Below are 21,558 nucleotides of genomic sequence, written 5' to 3'. Positions count from 1 at the left end.
GGTGGGCGCCGCCGGTACGCCGCCGGAGCCGCCCGACACGACGCCGCCCGCGGTACCGCCCGCCCAGTCGCCGCGCGGACCGATGGGCATGGCGACGGGTCCGTCGGCCAAGGCGATGAACTTCCTGCCGTCCGCGAAGCGTCTGCTGCGACGGCTGGCCCCGCACCGGCTCGCGGTGGCGGTGGTGATCGCCATGGCCACGCTGAGCGTGGTGCTCAGCGTGATCGGCCCGAAGATCCTCGGGCACGCCACCAACATCATCTTCGACGGCATCGTCGGCAGGCAGCTGCCCGCGGGCCTGACCAAGGAGCAGGCGGTCGAGGGCCTGCGCGCGCAGGGTCAGGACACCTTCGCGGACATGGTGTCCTCGATGAACGTGGTGCCCGGGACCGGAATCGACTTCACCGCGATGGGCAGGGTGCTGGCGCTGGTCCTCGGTCTCTACGTGCTGTCGTCGCTTTTCGCGTGGGTACAGGCGTACCTGCTGAACATCATCGTGCAGGGCACCGTCAAGAAGCTCCGCGGCGACGTGGAGGAGAAGATTCATCGGCTTCCGTTGCAGTACTTCGACACCCATCCCCGCGGTGACCTGCTCAGCCGCGTCACCAACGACATCGACAACGTCTCGCAGACCGTGCAGCAGGTGATCAGCCAGCTGCTGATGGCCATCCTGTCGGTGCTCGGCATCCTCGGGATGATGCTGTGGATCTCGCCGCTGCTGGCCGGGATCGCGGTGCTGACGGTGCCGGCGTCGTTGCTGGTCACCACGCTCGTTGCGAAGCGCTCGCAGAAGCACTTCGTCGCCCAGTGGAAGACGACCGGCGCGCTGAACGCGCAGATCGAGGAGTCGTTCACCGGGCACGAGCTGGTGAAGGTCTTCGGTCGGCAGCGCGAGGTGCAGGCCGACTTCGACGAGAAGAACCAGGAGCTGTACAACTCCGCGTTCAGCGCGCAGTTCATCTCCGGGATGGTCATGCCGGCGGTCAACTTCCTCGGCAACCTCAACTACGTGGCGATCGCGGTGATCGGCGGCATGCGGGTGGCGTCGGGCTCGATGAGCCTCGGCGACGTGCAGGCGTTCATCCAGTACTCGCGCCAGTTCAGCCAGCCGATCAGTCAGGTCGCCAGCATGGCCAACCTGATGCAGTCCGGGGTGGCGTCCGCCGAGCGGGTGTTCGCGCTGCTCGACGAGGACGAGCAGGGCGCAGACCCGGACCCGGCCAAGAGCCCGGCGGTCGCCCGGGGCCACGTCGAGTTCCAGAAGGTGTCCTTCCGCTACAAGGCGGAGCAGCCGCTCATCGAGGACCTCTCGCTCACCGCGGAGCCCGGACACATGGTCGCGATCGTCGGCCCCACCGGCGCAGGCAAGACCACCCTGGTGAACCTGATCATGCGGTTCTACGAGGTCGACTCCGGACGGATCGTGCTCGACGGCACCGACATCGCGACGATGACGCGCGACGACCTGCGTTCCCGGATCGGGATGGTGCTGCAGGACACCTGGCTGTTCGGCGGCACCATCCGCGAGAACATCGCCTACGGCCTGCCCGGCGCCACCGACGCGCAGATCGCGGAGGCGGCGCGGCTGAGCCACGTGGACAAGTTCGTGCACACCCTGCCCGACGGCTACGACACCGTCATCGACGCGGAGGGCAACAACGTCAGCGCAGGCGAGAAGCAGCTGATCACCATCGCCAGGGCGTTCATCGCGCAGCCCTCGATCCTGATCCTCGACGAGGCCACCAGCTCGGTGGACACCCGGACCGAACTACTGGTCCAGCACGCCACCGAGTCGCTGCGTACCGACCGCACCAGCTTCGTCATCGCGCACCGGCTCTCGACCATCCGGGACGCGCACCTGATCGTGGTGATGGAGAACGGGAAGATCGTCGAGCAGGGCACCCACGAGGAGCTGCTGGCACACCGCAGCGCGTACTTCGAGCTCTACAACAGTCAGTTCGTCGGCGCGGCAGTGTAAACCGGCCGCGGGGACGGGGCCGGCCGGCGGGGACGCGGGCCGGCCCCGTCCCGTCCCGCGGTCGCTGACCTGCTGCGCAGGGTGCCCTCGCGCCGCGCTGTGACAGGATTGCCGGGTGAATTCCGCAGTACAGCCGCAGTCCGCCGCGAGCCCCGCGAAGCGTCCCGAGTCGATCTTCAGCATCGGGACCCGGCTCGAGGACCGACTCGGCCGCACCGGCACCATCCACACCCCGCACGGCGACATCGCGACGCCGTCGTTCGTGGTGGTCGGCACCAAGGCGACGGTCAAGGCGATGCTGCCGGAGTCCGTCAAGGACGTGGGCACCCAGTCGGTGCTGGCCAACGCGTACCACCTGTACCTGCAGCCGGGCGCGGACATCGTCGACGAGGCCGGCGGGCTGGGCAAGTTCATGAACTGGGACGGCCCCACCTTCACCGACAGCGGCGGGTTCCAGGTGATGTCGCTGGGCGTCGGGTTCCGGAAGGTGCTGGCGATGGAGTCGGTGGGCGTGCAGTCCGACGACGTGATCGCCGACGGCAAGGAGCGCCTCGCGACGGTCGACGACGACGGCGTCACGTTCAAGTCGCACCTCGACGGCAGCAAGCACCGGTTCACGCCCGAGGTGTCGATGCAGATCCAGCACCAGCTCGGTGCCGACATCATGTTCGCCTTCGACGAGCTGACCACCCTGCTCAACACCCGCGGCTACCAGGAGCGTTCGGTCCAGCGAACCCAGGAGTGGGCGATCCGCTGCATCGCCGAGCACGAGAAGCTCACCGCCGAGCGCGCCGACAAGCCCTACCAGGCGCTGTTCGGCGTGGTGCAGGGCGCGCAGTACGAGGACCTGCGCAGGCAGGCGTGCCGCGGCCTCGAGTCCATCGAGGGGGAGAACGGCTACGGCTTCGACGGCTACGGCATCGGCGGCGCGCTCGAGAAGCAGAACCTGGGCACCATCGTGCGCTGGTGCAACGAGGAGCTGCCCGAGCACAAGCCGCGGCACATGCTCGGGATCAGCGAGCCCGACGACTTCTTCGTCGCGATCGAGAACGGCGCCGACACCTTCGACTGCGTCAACCCGTCCCGGGTGGCCCGCAACGCCGCCATCTACGTCCGGTCCGGTCGGTTCAACATCAACACCAGCCGCTTCCGCCGCGACTTCACGCCCATCGACGACGAGTGCGACTGCTACACCTGCGCCAACTACACGCGGGCGTACATCCACCACCTGTTCAAGGCGAAGGAAATGCTCGCGTCGACGCTGTGCACCATTCACAACGAGCGGTTCACCGTGAGACTGGTCGACGACATCCGCGCCAGCATCGAGGGTGGCTACTTCCACGACTTCAAGGCGGAGACCCTCGGCCGGTTCTACGGCCCCGACAAGCCGTAACGGGCCCGTACCCGCCCGCCGGTCAGGCGGCGAGCACGTACGTCGGCTCGCGCTTCTTGATGTAGGCGATGACGCGGTAGGTGATCGGCATGACCAGGATCTCGACCAGGATCTTCCACACGACGCCGACGATCAGGTAGTTGACGAAGTCGCCGCCGGTGGTGATGCCGATCGCACCCGCGGCGATCGAGCAGAAGATCAGGGTGTCGGCGAACTCGCCGACGACGGTCGACCCGATCAGCCGAGCCCACAGGTGCTTCTCCTTGGTGCGCTCCTTGATGGCGACCATCACCAGCGAGTTCAGCAGCTGCCCGACGAGATAACCGGACAGGCCGGCCAGCAGCAGTCGGGGGTAGACGCCGACCACCGATTCCAGCGCCGCCTGGTGTTCGTAGAAGTCCGCCGACGGCAGCGCGAGCAACAGCCAGAAGCAGCCCGCCGCCAGGATCAGGGCGCCGAAGCCCAGGTAGATCGCCCGGCGGGTTGCCTTGAAGCCGTACACCTCGCTGAGCACGTCGCCGAGCACGTAGGCCAGGGGGAACAGGAAGAAGCCGCCGTCGGTGATGATCGGCAGGATCTGCAGCGGCCCGAGGCTGAGCTCGGATCCGGCGAAGAAGGCCACCCCCTTGGTGGCGCAGATGTTCGAGATCAGCAGCACGGCCGTGAACAGCGCCACGATGGTTGGGTAGTAGCCGCGGCTCACGTGGGCGAACGTCGCTGCCACGGGCGGGGCCTCGGGGGCGGTCTGGGCCGGTTCTGACACTGTCACGACGTCATCCAAGCACCACGACGACGCCGGGCGCGAACCCGACCGTGGTGGTCGGTTTCGCGCCCGGCGTGCCGAGTGGGTGGATCAGGCGGTGACCCGGCCGCCGACGACGACCCGGTATGCGTAGGTCGAGGCAATTGTCGTGATCGGGATGGTGACCAGCAGGCCGACCATGCACAGCAGCGCGCCGACGATGTTGATGCCGATCAGCGCGAGCGTCAGCAGCACCAGCGGTCCGACGTTCTGCGAGATCGCCCGGAAGCTCGACTTGATCGCGGTGATCGGATCCTGCTGCTGGTCGATGACGAACTGCAGGGTCCACCAGGTCAGGAAGGCGACGACGATGCCGGGGATGATCAGCAGGAGGAAGCCGATGCCGGTCAGCGCGCCCACCACGAGGCTGGCGACGATGATCGCGCCGACGTTCGTGAACTGGAAGAAGGAGCCGATGGCGGGCTTGTTGCCGTCGAGCTCGTGCAGGGCGCCCCGGACCAGAGCGGCATTGACCAGGTAGCCGACGATCGTGGTGACGATCGTGCCGATGGCCCCCCACACGGTGAACTCGGTGGAGTTCAGGTCGAAGATGAAGCTCAACGCGATCTCGATGAGCGCGATGAGGAGCACGATGCCGACCCAGACGCCGGCATTGGCCTTGAACTTCTCCCAGGCGTAGCCGAGCGCGTTGCCGACGGTCAGCTGCGGCATGCCGCCGGGGCCGCTGAAGCCGGGCGGCGGAAAGGCCGGCGCGTCGTAGCCGGGCGGGGGCGGGGGCATGTATCCGCCCTGGCCGCCGGGCGGCGGCGGGTAACCGCCTGGGGCGCCGTAGCCGGGGGGCGGCGGGTAGCCGCCGGGCATGTTCGGGGCGCCACCCTGCGGGCCGTAGTTGGGGGGCGGCGGGTATCCACCGGCGGGATTCGGCGGCGGGGGGTAGCCGCCCTGCGGCCCACCGGCCGGGTTCGGCGGCGGGGGGTAGCCGCCCTGCGGCCCACCGGCCGGGTTCGGCGGCGGCGGGTACCCGCCGGCCGGGTTCGGCTGGGGCGGGTTCGGTTGCTGCCGCGGATGGTTGGGATCGGGGAATCCCTCGGGGCTCTGATCGCCGGGAGGCGGGTTCTCGCTCACGTGTACTCCCCTCGTCGTCGGGCGTCAGGGCGTCATTCGGCCAACTGACGTGCTCGATCGACCCTACGTCGGTTGGGGGGTGCAAAACAGCTCCCACGCGGGAGGGTGTTCGAGAGAGTCGCCGTCGCGATCGGGGTTGCCTGCGGGCCGATCGTGCCGGTCAGGTCGGCGCGAACACCCACGGGGTGCGGGGGAGCTCGGCGGGGGTGAAGGCCGCGAGCAGTTCGTCGACACTGGCATGGGTGCCGGCCGGCACGATGTGCAGGGACGCCGCGAGTGCCGTCCGGACCTCCTCGGCGGTGTGCCCGAGTGCCCGCTGATCGGCGAGCGTCACCGCGCCGTCGCGCTTGGCCAGGCGTTTGCCCTCGGAATTCAGGGCGAGCGGCACGTGCGCGTACACGGGAACCGGGAGCCCCAGCAGGCCGGCGAGGTAGGCCTGCCGCGGGGCGGAGGAGAGCAGGTCGTCGCCGCGCACCACCTGGTCGACGCCCTGAGCGGCGTCGTCGACCACCACGGCCAGGTTGTAGGCGGGGATGCCGTCGCCGCGCCGCAGCACCACGTCGTCGACGGCGCCGGTGTAGCGCCCGTGCAGGACGTCCTCGACGGTGTACTCGGTCCGGTCGGCACGCAGTCGGACCGCCGGCACCCGGCCCAGGGCCCGCTTCTCCTCGCGCTGGGAGGCGGTCAATCTCCGGCAGGTCCCCGGGTAGTGCCCGTCCGGGCCGTGCGGCGCCGACGCGGCCTGCTGGATCTCCCTTCTGGTGCAGAAGCATTCGTAGGTCAGCCCGGCGGCGGTGAGTTCGTCGAGGGCGGCGCCGTATCGCGGCAGCCGCGTCGACTGGCGGACGACCGGGCCGTCCCAGTCCAGCCCGAGGTCGGCGAGATCGGCGAGCTGGCGTTCCTCCGCGCCGGGACGGACCCGGTCGAGATCCTCGACCCGCATCAGGAACCGGCGGCCGGTGGAACGGGCGAACAGCCAGGCCAGCAGTGCCGTGCGGAGGTTGCCGAGGTGCAGGTCACCGGAGGGGCTGGGGGCGAACCGGCCCGCTCCGGCGTCCTGACTCATGGGGAAACCCTATCGAGACGACCCGCCGAACCCGTCGCGGCGGCCCGTCCGCGGGCTCAGACCCGGCGGCCGAGGAGGCCGAGGAGCCGGGTCTGGGTGTCGGCGTCGGCGGGCGTCGGCACGGCCGGTCCGCACACCCCGGGACTGCGGAGCGCCTCGCCCATCTGCTCGGTAAACCCGGCGATCATCGCGAGGTCCTCTTCGGGGAGGGTCTCGTCGAGGCCGGCCGCCCGTGCCATGTCCCAGCGGTGCACCGCCAGGTCGAAGGCGATGAACCGGGCGAAGGTGGAGGCGACGGAGGTTCTGCCCATCTGGCCGTCGAACTCGAGGCTTGCCCGGGCCGGGTCGTCGAGGATCTCCTGCACGGCGTCGCGGGTCTGGGTCCAGGCGCCGAGCGGGTCCGCGTCCACATCGGGCACCGGCGGCAGCGTCAGGCCGGCGGGGCCGAGCGGGAAGGACTGCGTCTCGATGATGTGGCGCAGCAGGTCACGGGCATTCCAGCCCTCGCACGGCGAGGGGCTCGCCCAGCGGTCCGCCGGCACCGCCGCGACGGTTGCGGTCAGGTTCTCGGCGAGGCGGCGGTACAGGTCGGCAGTTTCTGTGGTGGTCATCACAACATCGTGCCTCGGGGCACCGACACTCCCGGGCATTGACGCCACGCGGAGGGGCATCGCTGGGCGGGCGATGGGCAAGGTTGCGCAGCTCGGGGTCCTTCAGCGCCTCTTCGTCGATGCCGCCCAGTTCCACCAGCTTGGCCACCACCCGGGCGTCGCTCGCGCCCGAGGTGTTCTCACGTTCGCTGCGCAGGTGCGGCGGCGATGGACTTGGCCATCTGCCGGGCGTCGGTCAGGAACGGGTCGCGCATCCGGTCGGCGCGGCCCGGATACTGCACGGCGTGCACCTCGACGGCGGGACTGGGCGTCCACGACCGGTAGGCGACCGCGCTGCCGCCCGCGTGCGGGAAGCAGATCAGCCGGGCCGTGGCCTACGGGCGCGGGGTCGGGCAACGCAGCCAGCTCATCGGGTCAGTCCTCGTCCTGTACGAGCCTGGCCGTCCGGGGGTCACCGGGCAGAGGCCAGGGAGCGATCCTGGGGTCGGGCACATTCCTCAGAAAGGACTCCTCCTCGGCCACTTTGAAGCCACGGCGCAGATAGTTCGCCTTGGCGTTGGGGTGGTCGAGGGTGCTGGTACGCAGCCATACCCGCCGGGTCGGGCCGAAGCCCTCGGCCCACAGCTGACCGCGCTGCCAGGCCCTGCGGACGGCCTGCTCCACCAGGTAGCCGCCGAATCCCTTGCCGACGAACGCCGGGACCAGGCCGACCAGATGCACCTCAGTGTCACCGTCGGGCTGGGCCTCCAGCTCGAAAAAGCCGGCCACCGTGCCCTCGGCCATCGCGATCCAGGTGCTCAGCTCCGGCCGGTTGACCCACTTGTCCCAGTCCTCGTAGGTCCAGGAGAACCGGTCGGTCCAGCACACTCGGGACCCGACCGTGGCGTAGAACGCCCGGTTGAGGTCGGGTGAGGGGAGCATCGAGAGACTGAAGGTCATCTCACCGGACGGCAGCGGGCTCGGCTGCAGGTCACGCCGGTCGAGCATCTCCAGCGACCATTCGGTGACTGGGATCTCGACCGGGGGCGCCTCCGTGGCGACCTGCATCAGGCCGCGTCGATCAGGCTCTTGGGGCGCATGTCGGTCCAGTTCGCGGTGATGAACTCCAGGCAGGCGGCCCGGGTGTCCTCGCCCTTGGCGACGGTCCAGCCCGCGGGCACGGCCGCGAACGACGGCCACAGGGAATGCTGGTTCTCGTGGTTGGTCAGCACGAGATAGGTCGCGCCGTCGTTCTCAAAGGGGTTCGTCATGATTCCTCCGGGGTGGGACTGGTGGGAAGGGTGTTAGCCGAGTTCAGTGGCCAGAACCCGGCCTATCTCAGCACGGATTCACCTTCGAACAGGGCCACATTGGCCACATTCAGCAGCCGGTCGCCGATCCGGCCCGACACGTACGGCCGCCAGTTGCCCTCGGCGGTCGGTGACGCTCCGGTCCGGACCTGGATCGCGGTGAGGAACGGACGTCACCGGTGTATGCCGGGGCTCGTACTCGGTGGCGATCCGCGCCGAGTCGGCCGAGCTCGAGCGCCTCACCACCGAAGGTCACGTAGCGGAGGCCGAGGCCTGTGGTGTCGGTGGGGTGCGGGACAGCCGCGGTGCTGCCGATCGGCCTGTCTCGGCCACGGGTGCGCCGGCGCATCGGCCGAGGTGGACGGTCCGGACGGATCCTGTCACGCTGCAGGTGTGGGCAAGAAAAAACCCCTGTGACCCGCACGAATGCGGTTCACAGGGGGTTTCCCTATGGCGGAGGATAGGGGATTTGAACCCCTGAGGGCGTTAACCCAACCCGCGTTCCAGGCGAGCGCCATAGGCCACTAGGCGAATCCTCCGTGAGCGAGCATACGGGACGGTCGCCGTAGAACGAAAACGGGGCCGCCGATCGGTGCTGTTCCCGGCCTCCGACCGGTCCTCGGCCACCCGTCGAACCGCGCTGGTACCCACCCGCCGTCCATGCCCGTACGGGGGTCGGTATGCTCGTCAGTGGATCCCGCGCGGCGCGCATCCTGTGAACTCCCCCAGGGCCGGAAGGCAGCAAGGGTCAATGGGCTCTGCCGGGTGCGCGGGGTCCCCTTTAATTTCCACCCCAGCTCCGCCGCCACGGTGTGAAAGGTCATTCGGGATGCCTACTCAAACCCAGATTGGGTTGATGAGCCATGAGGAACTCCGCTCCGAGCACGAACGGCAGGCCGCGAAGTACGCGCAGCTGAAGGCCGAGAAGCTCGCGCTGGACCTCACCCGGGGCAAGCCCGCACCCGAGCAGTTGGACCTCTCCCTCGCGCTGCTGTCGCTGCCGGGTGACGGCGACTACCGCGACGGCTCCGGCACCGACTGCCGCAACTACGGCGGTCTCACCGGCCTGCCGGAGCTGCGCGCAATCTTCGGCGAGCTGCTGAACATCCCGGTGGCCAACCTCATTGCCGGCAACAACGCGAGCCTCGAGATCATGCACGACGCGATCGTGTTCTCGCTGCTGCACGGGAACCCGGACTCGCCGCGGCCGTGGTCGCAGGAGCCGGTGGTCAAGTTCCTCTGCCCCGCACCGGGTTACGACCGTCACTTCGCGATCACCGAGTCCTTCGGCATCGAGATGATCGCCATCCCGATGCGCGACGACGGCCCGGACATGGCGAAGGTCGCGGAGCTCGTCGCCGCCGATCCGGCGATCAAGGGCATGTGGGTCGTCCCGACCTATTCCAACCCGACCGGTGCCGTGTACTCGGAGGACGTCGCCCGCGAGCTCGCGTCGATGCCCGCAGCCGCCCCCGACTTCCGGGTCTTCTGGGACAACGCCTACGCGGTGCACCCGCTGGTCACCGAGTGCGCCCCGGCGCTCGACATCCTCGGCCTCGCCGCCGCGGCCGGCAACCCGAACCGCCCGCTGGTGTTCGCGTCCACGTCCAAGATCACCTTCGCCGGCGCCGGGGTCAGCTTCTTCGGCGGCTCCGACGCCAACCTGGCCTGGTACCAGCAGCACCTGGGCAAGAAGAGCATCGGACCGGACAAGATCAACCAGCTTCGCCACCTGCGCTTCTTCAAGGACGCCGACGGTGTCCGCGCGCACATGGACAAGCACCGCGAGATCCTGGCACCCAAGTTCGCGCTGGTGCTGCAGATCCTCGAGGACCGTCTCGGTGCCTCCAAGATCGCGTCATGGACCGAGCCCAAGGGCGGCTACTTCATCAGCCTCGACGTGGTGGACGGCACCGCCAAGCGCGTCATCGCGCTCGCGAAGGACGCCGGCATCGCCCTGACGGCCGCAGGCTCCGCCTTCCCCTACAAGCAGGACCCCGAGGACCGGAACATCCGCCTCGCGCCCAGCTTCCCGTCGATCGACGAGCTCGCCACGGCCATGGACGGCGTCGCGACGTGCGTCCTGCTCGCCGCCGCGGAGCAGGCGCTCACGCACTCGTGAGCGGTTGACGGGTCTGTGGACCCGTCAACCACGCACGAGCGAGAGCCTGGCTGACGCCGAGGCAGATCCGAGCCAGGTGTGCGGATTGCCGTTCCAGCACCAGCCGAGCTTCGGTCGACGCTCGCTGATCCACAGCGCCGGTACCCGCTTGTCCCCGCACCTCGACGCCAGCAGCGAGAAGCACTTGTTCTTGCGCAGCATGTCCGGACGCACGGTGAGCAGGGCAATGCCCTCCTCGACGGTCAGCGGGGTGCGCTCCATCGCGGTCAGCGACTCCAGCGCCGCCGCCGGCGTCACGTTCAGGAACTCCGATCCGGTGTCGATGTTCATCAGCGCGTAGGCGATGCCGTCCGGGATCTCGACGGACTCGACCGGCCGGAACTGTGACAGCTCGGCCGGCGCGAGAACCGAGAAGCCGGGCTTGGCGCCGAATGCGGTCCGGGACATCGCCTCGTGGGCGTCGAGGGACGCGCCCTTGGCGGTTCGCGCGACCACCAGGACGAACGGGATGTGGTCCTCGCCGTGGTCGTCCGTCGACTCGGGATGGGTGCGGACCGTCTCGCGCAACGGTTCGAGCTCGGCGGCGAACTGCGCGGGGGTGAGGCCGGTCAGCGCGGGATAGCCCAGCGTGGTGAGCACCTCCACCTGGCGGTCGAACTCGGACTCGACAGTGGTCGACGGCATCGGCATCTCTCCTATGTGTGGTGTACCGGACCAACGCGCGTGGTCCGCGTGAGGTTCCCCGGCGGCCGTGGTGGGTGGCAGGATCGACGCCATGGCCCTCACCCTGCACCTCGCCGGCGACGCGGACGCGGACGCCCTGCTCGCCGCGGACCCGCTGGCCCTGCTGATCGGCATGCTGCTCGACCAGCAGATTCCGATGGAGGTCGCCTTCGCCGGACCGAAGAAGCTGGACGACCGCCTCGACGGGCTCGACGTGCACAAGATCGCGGAGATGGATCCCGAGAAGTTCCTGGCACTGTGCGCCACCCCGCCCGCCGTGCACCGGTTCCCCGGGTCGATGGGCAAGCGGGTCCAGGACCTGTGCGCCTACCTGGTCGAGCACTACGACGGCCGCACCGAGGCGATCTGGACGGACGGCGACCCGGACGGCAAGGAGGTGCTCCGTCGGCTCAAGGCGTTGCCCGGCTACGGCGACCAGAAGGCCCGGATATTCCTGGCGTTGCTCGGCAAGCAGATCGGCGTCGAGCTCGACGGCTGGCGGGCGGCCGCGGGCGCGTACGGCGACGACGGTGCGCGCCGGTCGATCGCGGACGTGGTCGACGACCAGACGCTCGCCGAGGTACGCGAGTTCAAGAAGGCCGCCAAGGCCGCGGCGAAGGCGGCCAAGGCCACCTAGTCGCACACACCGTCTGTCTCCGTCACCCGCCCCCTGCACCGCAACGAGTGAGTCACAGCGCGAAAGAGGGCGTGACGGCCGCGCGGTGGGCGGCTACTCCTCCGTCCGGTCGCCGCCCACGATGGCGCGCACCTGCTCGGTCTGCGCGGCGGTCCAGTCGGCGGGGTCGAGGATGCCGGCCCACATGTTCACCGCGTCCCGGCCGAAGGTGTGGCCGTGGCCCTCCGGCACGTCGGCGGAGAACACCATGTCCATGGTGACCTGCCAGAACGTGACGAACGGGATCCACCGCATGCCGGGGTCGACGTCCGGGCCCAGCGGTTCGCGGAGCCAGTCCGGCTTGTTCAGCAGCAGGTCGAAGGACCACCAGGTGATCGGGTCGCTGGCGTGCTGCCAGTAGACGACCCGCGGGGTGCCCCACGGCCCGGGGAGGTCGAGGTCCGCGGCGGACGCGGCGAACCGGACGTTTGCGCCGCCGTCGACCACCGGAAGGCGTTCCGGCGAGCCCGGATCGCGGTCCGCGGTGATCTGCGCCCACTGCGGCGCGAAGTTCGGGGTGCCGACCCACAGCGCGCCGTCCGTGCGGGACAGCATGTCCTGGGCCCCGCCGAACGCGCCCTGCCCGCCGAACGAGCCGAGGCTCTCGCCGAACACCACCAGCTTGGGACGGGACTCCGCGGGACGCGCGTCCACGGCCGCCGAGACGGCCTCGAACAGCGCGCGTCCGGCCTCCGGCGGGGTCTGCCGGTCCGCGACGAAGGACAGCGCGCTCGGCAGGAACGAGTACTGCATCGACGCGATCGCCGAGTCGCCGCCTGCGACGTACTCGAGCGACGATGCGACCCGGGCGTTGACCCAGCCGCGGCCGGTGGTGGTGGCGACGGCGAGCACGCTGCGGTCGAAGCCGCCGGTGCGCTCCAGCTCGGCGACGACCCGATCTGCCACGCCCTCAACGGAATCGGCGGACTCGCGGCCCGCGTAGACCCGGATCGGCATGGGCGCCGGGCGGCCGGTGACGGCGGTGATCTGCTCGGGGGTGGGGCCGCCGGCGACGAACGTACGGCCCTCCCGGCCGAGACTGTCCCAGGGTTCGGCGGAGGCGGGGGAGCCCGACCGCTCGCTGGCGGTCGGTTCCGTCACGTCGGGTGCGGTGCTCTGGTCCGCGGCCGCCGCGGACCGGTTCGCGAGGCCGATGACGCCCTGGTAGACAACGCCGTTGACCACGAAGACACCTACGACCAGCACCACCACCAGGCTCGCGAGCCGCGCGACCGGGGCGGGCACGTAGCGCCGCCCGAACGCGGTCAGCCGGTTGGTGCCGCCGCGGATCGACCGCGCGATCGCCAGGATCAGGGCCGCGACGGTCAGTGAGAGTGCCAGCACCAGAAGGTAGTACGAGCGGGATGCGGCCTCCGCCTCCGCGAGCTCGCGGACGATCTGCTGCCACCAGGAGCCGAGCACGAGGAAGGTCGGCACCGCGACCACGGCCAGGCCGAGCAGGATCCACCAGCCGATCCGCCGCGTCCGCTCCGAGTACCGCGCGGTGACCCCGCACTTACGGACCAGCCACGCTGCGAGGCAACCGATTCCGTAGCCGGTCGCGACGCTGATGCCGGTCGCGACGGCCTGCAGGTACCAGACGCGCGGTAGCAACGACGGCGTCATCGACCAGCAGAAGAACAGCAGGGCCAGCGTCAGGCCGACGGGGTGCAGCGAGCGGCCGTAGCGGCGTAGACGGCCACCGACACCGACACCGACCGGCGACGCGGTGTCCGCGTCGCCGGTCGGTGTCGGTGCGTCGGGTGTGTCGTCGGACGGCGACGTCGTTGCGTGGGTGACAGTGGTCTCGGACATCGGTGCTTCCTGGTGGGACGAGGAATCTTCCGTGCGGTGCCCGGACCCCAGGACAGTAGCGGACCTGTTGCGGGGCGGCGGCGGATCCCTCGGCCAGGTCAGTGCACCGGGTCGTCGTCCTCCTGGGCGGGGCGGCGGCGGGGCTCCTCGTCGCGCGGCGGGAACAGTCCGGATCCGGTCGGTCCGCCGTGCGCGAGCACCGCGTGTTCGTACGCGGACTCGGCGTGCAGCGCCAGGTCGACGCCGGTGACCTCGTCCTCTGCGCTGACCCGGAATCCGAGGTACCGGTCGATCAGCTTGCCGAGGCCGTAACTCATCGCGAAGGCATAGAGGCCGACCACCAGGATCGCCGCGACCTGCTTGCCGAGCTGGGCCAGTCCGCCGCCGAACAGCAGTCCGGACACGCCGCCGGTCATCACCTTCGCGGCGAGCAGGCCGATCAGCAGGGTGCCGATGATGCCGCCGACCAGGTGCACGCCGACCACGTCGAGCGCGTCGTCGTAGCCGAACTTGAACTTCCAGCCGACCGCGAACGAGCAGACGGCGCCGGCGACCACGCCGATCACCGCGGCGCCGCCTGCCGTCACCCAGCCGCAGGACGGGGTGATGGCGACCAGGCCCGCGACCACGCCGGACGCGGCGCCGAAGGTGGTGGGGTGGCCGTCGCGGCGCTGCTCGACCACCAGCCACCCGAGCATGCCCGTGCAGCCCGCGACCAGGGTGTTGAGGAAGACGGCGGCGGCGGTGCCGTTGGCGGACAGCGCGGAGCCGGCGTTGAAGCCGAACCAGCCGAACCACAGCAGGCCCACGCCGAGCAGCACCAACGGCAGGTTGTGCGGGCGCATCGGCTCGCTGCGGAACCCGATGCGCGGGCCCAGGACAAGCGCCAAGGCCAAGCCGGAGGCGCCGGAGACGATCTCGACGACCAGTCCGCCTGCGTAGTCGAGTGCGCCGAGCTGGGCGATCCAGCCGTCCGGACCCCACACCCAGTGCGCGACGGGCACGTACACGGCCAGCGTCCAGACCGGAACGAACACCATCCACGCGGAGAACTTGGCGCGGTCGGCGATCGCACCGCTGATCAGCGCCGCGGTGAGGATCGCGAAGGTCAGCTGGAAGGTGGCGAACAGGAACTCCGGCACCGTGCCGTGCAGGGTGGTCGGGTCGATGTCCGCCATCCCGAAGTGTTCGAGCCCACCGAGCAGTCCGCCGCCGATGTCGTCCCCGAAGGCCAGGCTGTACCCCACGAGGAGCCAGACCACGGTGACCAGGGCGATTGCGACGAAGCTCATCATGATCATGTTGAGCACGCCCTTCGAGCGCACCATGCCGCCGTAGAACAGGGCCAGGCCGGGCGTCATGAGCAGCACCAGGGCGGTACTCACCAGCAACCAGGCGGTGTCGCCGGTATCGATTGTCTGCACGTCAGTCCTCCTACCGGGGCGGTTTCGTCGCCTCCCGTGACAGACGATCCGGGTCCGCGGTTTCCCTGGCGATGCCGTCGTGTTGCCGCTGTGTTTCGGAATTTGCACAGCTCGTCGGTGCGTCCGCGGCGGCAAGGGACGCGCGACGCGACGGTGGGAGCGGTCCGCGGGCACGATGTCGGTGCTCGCCGGTACCCTCACCGCGTGGCCCTCTACCGGAAGTATCGACCGGCGACCTTCGCTGAGGTGGTGGGGCAGGAGCACGTCACCGAGCCCCTGAGCACCGCACTGGACGCCGGACGCATCAATCACGCCTACCTGTTCTCGGGTCCGCGCGGCTGTGGCAAGACGTCCTCGGCCCGCATCCTCGCGCGGTCGCTGAACTGTGTGGAGGGACCCACCTCGACACCGTGCGGCGTGTGCCACTCGTGCGTCGCGCTCGGACCGGGTGGTCCGGGCAACCTCGACGTGATCGAGATGGACGCGGCCAGTCACGGCGGCGTCGACGAGGCCCGCGAGCTGCGTGACCGGGCGTTCTACGCGCCCGCCGAGTCCCGCTACCGCATCTTCATCGTGGACGAGGCGCACATGGTCACCACTCAGGGCTTCAACGCCCTGCTCAAGATCGTCGAGGAGCCGCCGGAGCACCTCATCTTCGTGTTCGCAACCACCGAACCGGAGAAGGTGCTGGCCACCATCCGGTCGCGGACCCATCACTACCCGTTCCGGCTGCTCGCCCCGACCACCATGCGCGGGCTGCTGGAGAAGATCTGCGCGCAGGAGCACGTCCCGGTCGAGCCCCCGGTGTACCCGCTGGTGATCCGGGCCGGCGGCGGCTCGCCGCGTGACTCGCTCAGCGTGCTGGACCAGCTGCTGGCCGGCGCGGGGGAGGAGGGCGTGACGTACGCGCGCGCGCTCTCGCTGCTCGGCGTCACCGACGTCGCTTTGATCGACGACGCCGTCGACGCGCTCGCGGCCGGTGACGGCGCGATGCTCTTCGGCACGGTCGACCGGGTGATGGACGCCGGACACGATCCGCGGCGGTTCGCGGTGGACCTGCTCGAGCGGATCCGCGACCTGATCCTGATGCGGGCGGTGCCCGACGCCGCCGAGCGCGGCCTGGTCGACGCGCCGGGTGACGTGCTGGAGCGGATGCGGGAGCAGGTCGAGAAGATCGGCCCCGCGACGCTGGCGCGGTACGCGGAACTGATGCACGCCGGCCTCGGCGAGATGCGCGGTGCGACCGCGCCCCGCCTGCTGCTCGAGGTGATGTGTGCGCGGATGCTGCTGCCCTCGGCATCCGACGCGGAATCTGCTGTGCTGCAACGCCTGGAGCAGTTGGAGCAGCGGCCCGTCGGAATCGCTCCGGAGGGCGTGCGGCCGAGTGTGGGCCCGGCGCCGGCGCGTAGCAACCCGACCGAGCCGGAACCCGAGCCGATCTACCAGCGGCCCTCGCAGCGCCGGCCCGAGGAGGCCGCCGCACCCGTGGCGCCGGTCGCCGAACCTGCGGCCCAGATCCCGGCCGTGCCGGTGACGCCGCCGCCTGCGCCGACACCGATCCCCGAGCCGGATGCTGCGGCACCGGCCGCGTCGACGCCGGAGCCCTCCGTCCAGGTGACGCCGCCCGCGCCGGTGACGCCGCCCGCGGCTCCGGTCGTGGAGGCACCCGTGCCCGTGCCGGTGCCCGCGCCCGCGCCGGAGCCCGAACCCGAACCCGAGTTGCCGGCGCCCGCAGACCAGGCCACGGCGCCGGACCAGTTCGTGCCGGAGCCGGTCGAGCCCGTTTCGGTGGAGTCCGCCGCGCCGGAGCCTGTTCCGTCTTCGCCCGCTGAGTACGTCGCTCCGGTCCCGGAGGAACTCTTCGCGCCGGAGCCGGTCGCCCCCGAGCCGGACGAACCTCCCGCGCAGGTGGCCGAGGTCGCGGCACCTGTCGAGATCCCCACTCACGCATCCGTTCCGGAGCCGATGCCCGGACCCGCGCCGGAACCGGCAGGCCCTGCGGCCGGTCAGCCTGACGCCGACGCGGTCCGCTCCGCGTGGTCCGAGGTCCGTGCCAAGGTGCGGGATCGCAGCCGCACCGTGGAGGTGATGCTCTCGGGCGCCGCCGTCCGCGGGGTCGCGGACGGCCGACTGGTCCTCGTGCACGCCTCGGCGCCGCTCGCCAAGCGACTGGTCGAGGCCCGCAACGCGGACGTGATCCGAGAGGCGTTGCGCGAGGTCTTCGGTGTGGACTGGGTGATCGACTGCCAGGTCGGCACCGCCGAGCCGGCGGCGCCGGCCCAGCGTGCCGCAGCTCCGCAGCAGGCCGCGAAACCGGCCGGTGTGCCGCGTTTCTCACGGCCGAGCCAGGAGAGTGCGCAGCCGTCGCGTCCCCGGCCGGTCGCCGATCGGTCGGACGACATCCCGCCGCCGGACTACCCGGACTACCCGGACGATCCGGGGCCGCCCGACGAGCCGGAGCCGCCGGCCCCGGTGAACCTCACCCCGGAGACCGAGGAGGAGCTGATCGCGCAGGCCGCCGAGCCCGGCGACCAGTCGGTCCGACGGGACCCGGAGGAGCTGGCTATCGAACTGCTCAAGAACGAGCTCGGCGCCACGCCACTCGACTGACCGTTGCCGCCGCCCGGTGCTGAAGGGTCAAGCCGAGCGCTCCCGCACCGTCGCGAGGCTGCGGCGCAGGAAGTCGGCGCTCAGGTCGATGATCTCGCGGCTCTCCTGAAGCATCGGGCTGAGCACCGGGAAGGCGTGGATCTGCCCGGCCCACAGGTGGGTCTCCACCTGCCGGCCTGCCCGTTCGAAGCGGGTGGTGAGGAGCTCGACGTCCGGTCGCATCAGCTCGTACTCGGCTGCGACCAGGAACACCGGAGGGAACAGTGACGGGTCGGCGTCGACCGGCGAGGGCGTCCCGATGATCTTGTCGGGCCCGGACAGCCAGCGGTCCTTGATCCTGCGTACCTGCCGCATCGGCAGGTAGGCGTCCCGGCGCATGAACTCCGGGTCGTGTGCCTCGAGGTTGAGGTTGAGCAGTGGCGAGTACCCGATCACCGCGGCCGGCTTCGGCAGGCCCTGCAGCGCGGTGATCTCGGCGACCTTCATCGCGAGGTAGCCGCCCGCGGAGTCGCCGGCGACGACGATCTTGGTGGGGTCGTCGCATCGGTCGAGCAGTTCGCGGTACGCGGTCATCGCGTCGGCGATCGAGGTCCCGATGCCGCCCTGCGGGATCTGGCGGTAGTCCACCGAGACCACCGGCACACCGGTGACGGCGGCGAGCTGGGCACACGCGCCGCGGTGCGAGCCGAGCCCGCAGAACACGAAGCCGCCGCCATGGAAGTACAGGACGGTGGCGCCGGCGAGGGCGTCGGTCGCGTGGCGCGGGTGGCTGATGCGTTCGCACGGCACCCCGCCGAGCGTCAGCGGCTCGACGGTGGTGTGCGGCGGTGCGGGCATCCGGTCGAGGCGGTCGTCGAGGCGGGCGAGCGCCGCCAGTCCACGCCTGCCGGTGGGCCAGACCGTCATCACCGGTTTGACGAAGACCCGGGCGAATCCGAAGACGAGTCGAGCCCGCCTGCTCGTCGTCCAGTGCCACACCGTGGATTCACCCGTGCGCATGCCGCCTCCTCTGCCCCTGCCGTGCAGTACCCGACCACGATAGGACGCGGCACCCGTATTGGGCGGCTGTGACGCGATCCCGACACCGAACGCCCCGGTCGGCGGGTTTCGGCCACCGGTTCCTCCGTGGGCGACCCCGCACGTGGGCCTACCGGTCGGGCCGCCGGCTCAGGCGCGCATGCCCTCCCTGGCCCGCAGCCGCTCCCGGGTCTCCTCGAAGCGGACGGCCTTGCGGGAGAGCTCCTCGAGGTGGGCGCCGAGCCGGTCCCGGGCCCGTTCGCCGGTGTCGGAGAAGTCGTTGCGCTCGAACACCTTCCACATCCGGAGCACCGGCCACAGCACGTCGTCGAGGTGCTGGCGCAGGTCGTAGATGCCGTGCATGGCCAGCAGCAGCGCGTTGCGTCGGAAGTCCGGCATGGTCAGGCCGGGCATCTGGAACCGGATCACCACCTCGGTGATCGCGTCCATCGCCGCGTCCGGCGTCAGGTCCAGCGCCGCGCCGGCGAGCGTCCGGTAGAAGACCATGTGCAGGTTCTCGTCGGCGGAGATCCGGTCCAGCATCCGCTCGGCGGCGGCGTCCGCGCAGGCGTGGCCGGTGTTGCGGTGGGACAGGCGCGTCGCCAGTTCCTGGAAGGTCACGTAGGACACCGAGTGCAGGAAGGACCCGTCCATCGGCGAGTTCAGCCCGGTGGTCAAGTGCGCCATGCGCAGCTGTTCCAGGTGCACCGGGTCGACGGACCGGGTGACGGTCAGGTAGTCCCGCATCACGATCCCGTGGCGGTTCTCCTCCGCGGTCCAGCGGTTCACCCAGGTACCCCACGCACCGTCGAGGGAGAAGCTCGACGCGATCTCCCGGTGGTAGGACGGCAGGTTGTCCTCGGTCAGCAGGTTCGTGATCATCGCCGCCCGGGCCACCTCGGAGAGCCGGGACTGGCCGGGCTCCCAGTCGTCCCCGCCCATCGCCGCGAAGTTTCGGCCCTCGTCCCACGGCACGTAGTCGTGCGGGTGCCACTGCTTCGCGATGGACAGGTGCTGGTTCAGTCCGGACTCGACGGTCGGCTCGAGTTCGCGGAGGAGTGCCGTCTGGTTCGGTGTCGCGATCGCCATGGGAGAACTCCGGTGCGATGTGTCAGCCCCTCAGGGACTGAGAAGGGACGTGCCGTACTTGCTGCGGTGGGCCGCCGCCAAGCGGCCCGAGTGGGTGAAATCCCCGCCGTTGCGCGATATCGGTGACCATGCTGTTCGGGTCCGGATCGAGAGGTGCCGGGTTGACCGTTCGAGTCGGATGTCGAGCAGTCACAGGTCGGGCAGCTACTCGGACGGGCTGCGTCCAACGTACCCGTGGAACCGTTACTGCGTGCGGCGGACGACCACGTCGGCATGCGGCGCGGAGGGTGGGCGCGACCCCTTTCCGACCGGATCGCGTCCGGCGAGGCCGGGCGTTCGGACAGCGGTCGTCCGGTGGAGTTGGTGAGCGGCTCCGTCGCCCAGCGGGATCGATGCAAACAGGGCCGCTCCCTCTCGGGAAGCGGCCCTGTCATGGTGTGGATCGGTGACCCGACAACGGTCAGTTGGTGGTAGCCATCTGGGCCTTCTCGTACATCGCCTGGGAGACGGCGCCGAAGCCCTGGCTGACCAGGGCGGGACCCGCAAGCCAGGCCGTGGGCACGATGGTGCCCTGCGCGTTGGAGAAGCGGGAGGTGACGCCGATCTGGACGCCGGCGCCGGTGGCCGGGTCGAAGTCCTTGAGCCAGGGGCCGCCGCTGGAGCCGGGGGACATCGCGGAAATGAGGTCGTTCCCGTAGTAGTACTTGTCACTGAAGCTGGTGCCGTGGGCGTACATCATGGTCCGGCCGTCGTAGTTCCGCCGGTCCGACGGGTCGCCGTTCGAGGCGCCTTTGCTGTACCAGTTGCGGGAGTTGTCGGTGGGATAACCGAACTGGTAAACGGTCTGGGGGTTGCTGACCTGGTTGAAGCCGATGCGCTGCCCGCCGGTGACGTCCTCGACCGGGCGGCTGTCGTAGGGATTGTCGACCACGGCCATGGCCACGTCCGAGCCATTGACCCAGTTGGCGCCGTAGTACCAGTTCGACGGCATCCAGACGCGTGTCACGGGCCAGACTCCGTAGGGGGCGACGTCGGTACCGGGTGGCTGGCTGTTGTCGAAGTCGCGCGGCAGGTTCGCCCCGTTGAAGCCGGGGATGAAGGCGACGTTCGTGGCTTCCCAGTCGCCGATCACGGCACCCATGACAACGCCAGCCAACTTGAAGCAGTGGCCAGCCGACGTGATGACGCTCTTGTTCGCGCTTGTCACGACATTGGCGGAACACGCACTGAGAACCTTCTTGCCGCCGACGGTGTGGGTGTACTCGGTCAGGAGCTTTCCGGTGGTCCTGGAGACCAGGCCCTGGTCTGTCCAGGGGGCGCTGAGCTCGTCCCAGCCTCCGCTGGGAGCAATCTCGTCGTTGCCGTCAGAGTTGAGCCCTGCGGCGGCCATTTTCCCGAGGGTCCAGAAGTCGGCGTCCTTCTTGAGGTCCGCCTCGTAGGTGCTTCCTGCCGCGACCGGCCGTTTGAGTTCGACCAGATCGCTGGCGGCGTTCGCCGGGGCTGCGGTTGCAACGGCGAACCCGGTCAGTGCGAGTGCGCAGGTCGCAAGGTAGGCGGCTGGTTTTGCCAGCCAGTTACTGATCTTCACGTAGTTTGTCTCCGGTCGTCTGTGCATGGGACTGATACGGCGGCAATGTATTTCACGGCGTGCGGATCGATCGGTATCCAATGGCGGCGCAGCTGAGCAGGACTGCAAGGTAGCAACGATCGCCCAGCGCATTCGGCCTTAGTGACAGTGATCCAGATCACTGTCTTTCGAAGGCTTTGGGCGGTGTTCGGATCCCGCATCGGTTGCCGTGTTCTCGGCCCGCCCGGACTGGTGTCCGGGCCGCCCGCTCGCGTGACAGGACGCTCGGC

General features: G+C 69.9%; 18 protein-coding genes, 1 tRNA gene and 1 other RNA gene. 6 read left to right on the top strand and 14 right to left on the bottom strand.

The window, feature by feature from the left end:
- Positions 1 to 82: 82 nt before the first annotated feature.
- Together ACFO6S_RS20320 and tgt are read left to right on the top strand one after the other, a co-directional pair.
- A complete protein-coding gene (locus tag ACFO6S_RS20320) occupies positions 83 to 1,978 on the top strand; it encodes an ABC transporter ATP-binding protein (RefSeq protein ID WP_378419956.1) in 1,896 nt (631 codons plus the stop codon).
- A gap of 115 nt (positions 1,979 to 2,093) precedes the next feature.
- Positions 2,094 to 3,371 (top strand): tRNA guanosine(34) transglycosylase Tgt, encoded by a 1,278-nt coding sequence (gene tgt, locus ACFO6S_RS20315; protein WP_378419785.1) that lies wholly within the window; start codon positions 2,094 to 2,096, stop codon positions 3,369 to 3,371.
- 22 nt (positions 3,372 to 3,393) lie between these two features.
- Here tgt and ACFO6S_RS20310 read toward each other — a convergent pair whose 3' ends face one another.
- The 8 genes from ACFO6S_RS20310 to ACFO6S_RS20275 form a co-directional block, all read right to left on the bottom strand.
- Positions 3,394 to 4,134: a queuosine precursor transporter gene (locus ACFO6S_RS20310; RefSeq protein ID WP_378419955.1), complete on the bottom strand. Its 741-nt coding sequence runs from the start codon at positions 4,132 to 4,134 to the stop codon at positions 3,394 to 3,396.
- A 90-nt stretch (positions 4,135 to 4,224) separates the two neighbouring features.
- Positions 4,225 to 5,259, bottom strand: a complete 1,035-nt coding sequence (locus ACFO6S_RS20305) for a DUF2189 domain-containing protein (RefSeq protein WP_378419784.1) — start codon at positions 5,257 to 5,259, stop codon at positions 4,225 to 4,227.
- A 160-nt stretch (positions 5,260 to 5,419) separates the two neighbouring features.
- A complete protein-coding gene (gluQRS, locus tag ACFO6S_RS20300; protein ID WP_378419783.1) occupies positions 5,420 to 6,325 on the bottom strand; it encodes a tRNA glutamyl-Q(34) synthetase GluQRS in 906 nt (301 codons plus the stop codon).
- A 56-nt stretch (positions 6,326 to 6,381) separates the two neighbouring features.
- The gene (locus tag ACFO6S_RS20295) at positions 6,382 to 6,936 is read right to left on the bottom strand and encodes a TIGR03086 family metal-binding protein (RefSeq protein WP_378419782.1); all 555 of its coding nucleotides are present in this window, start codon (positions 6,934 to 6,936) and stop codon (positions 6,382 to 6,384) included.
- Positions 6,937 to 7,115: 179 nt separating this feature from the next.
- Complete coding sequence (locus tag ACFO6S_RS20290; RefSeq protein ID WP_378419954.1) at positions 7,116 to 7,295, bottom strand: thioesterase II family protein; 180 nt, start codon at positions 7,293 to 7,295, stop codon at positions 7,116 to 7,118.
- A 55-nt stretch (positions 7,296 to 7,350) separates the two neighbouring features.
- Positions 7,351 to 7,983, bottom strand: a complete 633-nt coding sequence (locus ACFO6S_RS20285) for a GNAT family N-acetyltransferase (RefSeq protein WP_378419781.1) — start codon at positions 7,981 to 7,983, stop codon at positions 7,351 to 7,353.
- Positions 7,983 to 8,186, bottom strand: coding sequence for an MbtH family protein (locus ACFO6S_RS20280; RefSeq protein ID WP_378419780.1), 204 nt, complete (start codon positions 8,184 to 8,186; stop codon positions 7,983 to 7,985). The genes ACFO6S_RS20285 and ACFO6S_RS20280 overlap by 1 nt, the downstream gene beginning before the upstream one ends.
- A gap of 490 nt (positions 8,187 to 8,676) precedes the next feature.
- A tRNA-Ser gene (locus ACFO6S_RS20275) sits at positions 8,677 to 8,764 on the bottom strand.
- A 150-nt stretch (positions 8,765 to 8,914) separates the two neighbouring features.
- Here ACFO6S_RS20275 and ffs point away from each other — a divergent pair.
- Both ffs and ACFO6S_RS20265 read left to right on the top strand, forming a co-directional pair.
- An RNA gene (gene ffs / locus ACFO6S_RS20270) (signal recognition particle sRNA small type) lies at positions 8,915 to 9,009 on the top strand.
- A 45-nt stretch (positions 9,010 to 9,054) separates the two neighbouring features.
- Positions 9,055 to 10,347 carry an aspartate aminotransferase type Ic gene (locus ACFO6S_RS20265; protein WP_378419779.1) on the top strand — a complete coding sequence of 431 codons (1,293 nt, stop codon included), beginning with the start codon at positions 9,055 to 9,057 and terminating at the stop codon, positions 10,345 to 10,347.
- 24 nt (positions 10,348 to 10,371) lie between these two features.
- Here the strand turns inward: ACFO6S_RS20265 and ACFO6S_RS20260 are convergent, their stop codons facing one another.
- The gene (locus tag ACFO6S_RS20260) at positions 10,372 to 11,031 is read right to left on the bottom strand and encodes a DUF5701 family protein (protein WP_378419778.1); all 660 of its coding nucleotides are present in this window, start codon (positions 11,029 to 11,031) and stop codon (positions 10,372 to 10,374) included.
- A gap of 91 nt (positions 11,032 to 11,122) precedes the next feature.
- On the opposite strand from ACFO6S_RS20260, the gene ACFO6S_RS20255 reads away from it, so the two are divergent.
- Complete coding sequence (locus ACFO6S_RS20255) at positions 11,123 to 11,707, top strand: HhH-GPD-type base excision DNA repair protein (protein ID WP_378419777.1); 585 nt, start codon at positions 11,123 to 11,125, stop codon at positions 11,705 to 11,707.
- A 93-nt stretch (positions 11,708 to 11,800) separates the two neighbouring features.
- Here ACFO6S_RS20255 and ACFO6S_RS20250 read toward each other — a convergent pair whose 3' ends face one another.
- Positions 11,801 to 13,561 (bottom strand): alpha/beta hydrolase, encoded by a 1,761-nt coding sequence (locus ACFO6S_RS20250; protein ID WP_378419776.1) that lies wholly within the window; start codon positions 13,559 to 13,561, stop codon positions 11,801 to 11,803.
- 98 nt (positions 13,562 to 13,659) lie between these two features.
- Complete coding sequence (locus tag ACFO6S_RS20245; RefSeq protein WP_378419775.1) at positions 13,660 to 14,985, bottom strand: ammonium transporter; 1,326 nt, start codon at positions 14,983 to 14,985, stop codon at positions 13,660 to 13,662.
- A gap of 204 nt (positions 14,986 to 15,189) precedes the next feature.
- Here ACFO6S_RS20245 and ACFO6S_RS20240 point away from each other — a divergent pair, with 204 nt between their 5' ends.
- On the top strand, positions 15,190 to 17,595 hold the full coding sequence (locus ACFO6S_RS20240; RefSeq protein WP_378419774.1) for a DNA polymerase III subunit gamma and tau: 2,406 nt from the start codon (positions 15,190 to 15,192) through the stop codon (positions 17,593 to 17,595).
- Between the two features lie 27 nt (positions 17,596 to 17,622).
- On the opposite strand, the gene ACFO6S_RS20235 is transcribed toward ACFO6S_RS20240, so the two are convergent.
- The 3 genes from ACFO6S_RS20235 to ACFO6S_RS20225 form a co-directional block, all read right to left on the bottom strand.
- The gene (locus ACFO6S_RS20235) at positions 17,623 to 18,594 is read right to left on the bottom strand and encodes an alpha/beta hydrolase (protein WP_378419773.1); all 972 of its coding nucleotides are present in this window, start codon (positions 18,592 to 18,594) and stop codon (positions 17,623 to 17,625) included.
- 168 nt (positions 18,595 to 18,762) lie between these two features.
- Positions 18,763 to 19,701, bottom strand: coding sequence for an acyl-ACP desaturase (locus ACFO6S_RS20230; RefSeq protein WP_378419772.1), 939 nt, complete (start codon positions 19,699 to 19,701; stop codon positions 18,763 to 18,765).
- Positions 19,702 to 20,161: 460 nt separating this feature from the next.
- Positions 20,162 to 21,289, bottom strand: a complete 1,128-nt coding sequence (locus ACFO6S_RS20225) for a trypsin-like serine peptidase (RefSeq protein ID WP_378419771.1) — start codon at positions 21,287 to 21,289, stop codon at positions 20,162 to 20,164.
- Positions 21,290 to 21,558: the final 269 nt, after the last annotated feature.

The sequence above is a fragment of the Rhodococcus kronopolitis genome (genome assembly GCF_042654025.1).
Lineage (GTDB): Bacteria > Actinomycetota > Actinomycetes > Mycobacteriales > Mycobacteriaceae > Rhodococcus_G > Rhodococcus_G kronopolitis.
Note: the sequence above shows the minus strand (reverse complement) of the source record. Positions and strands in the feature narration are given on the sequence as shown.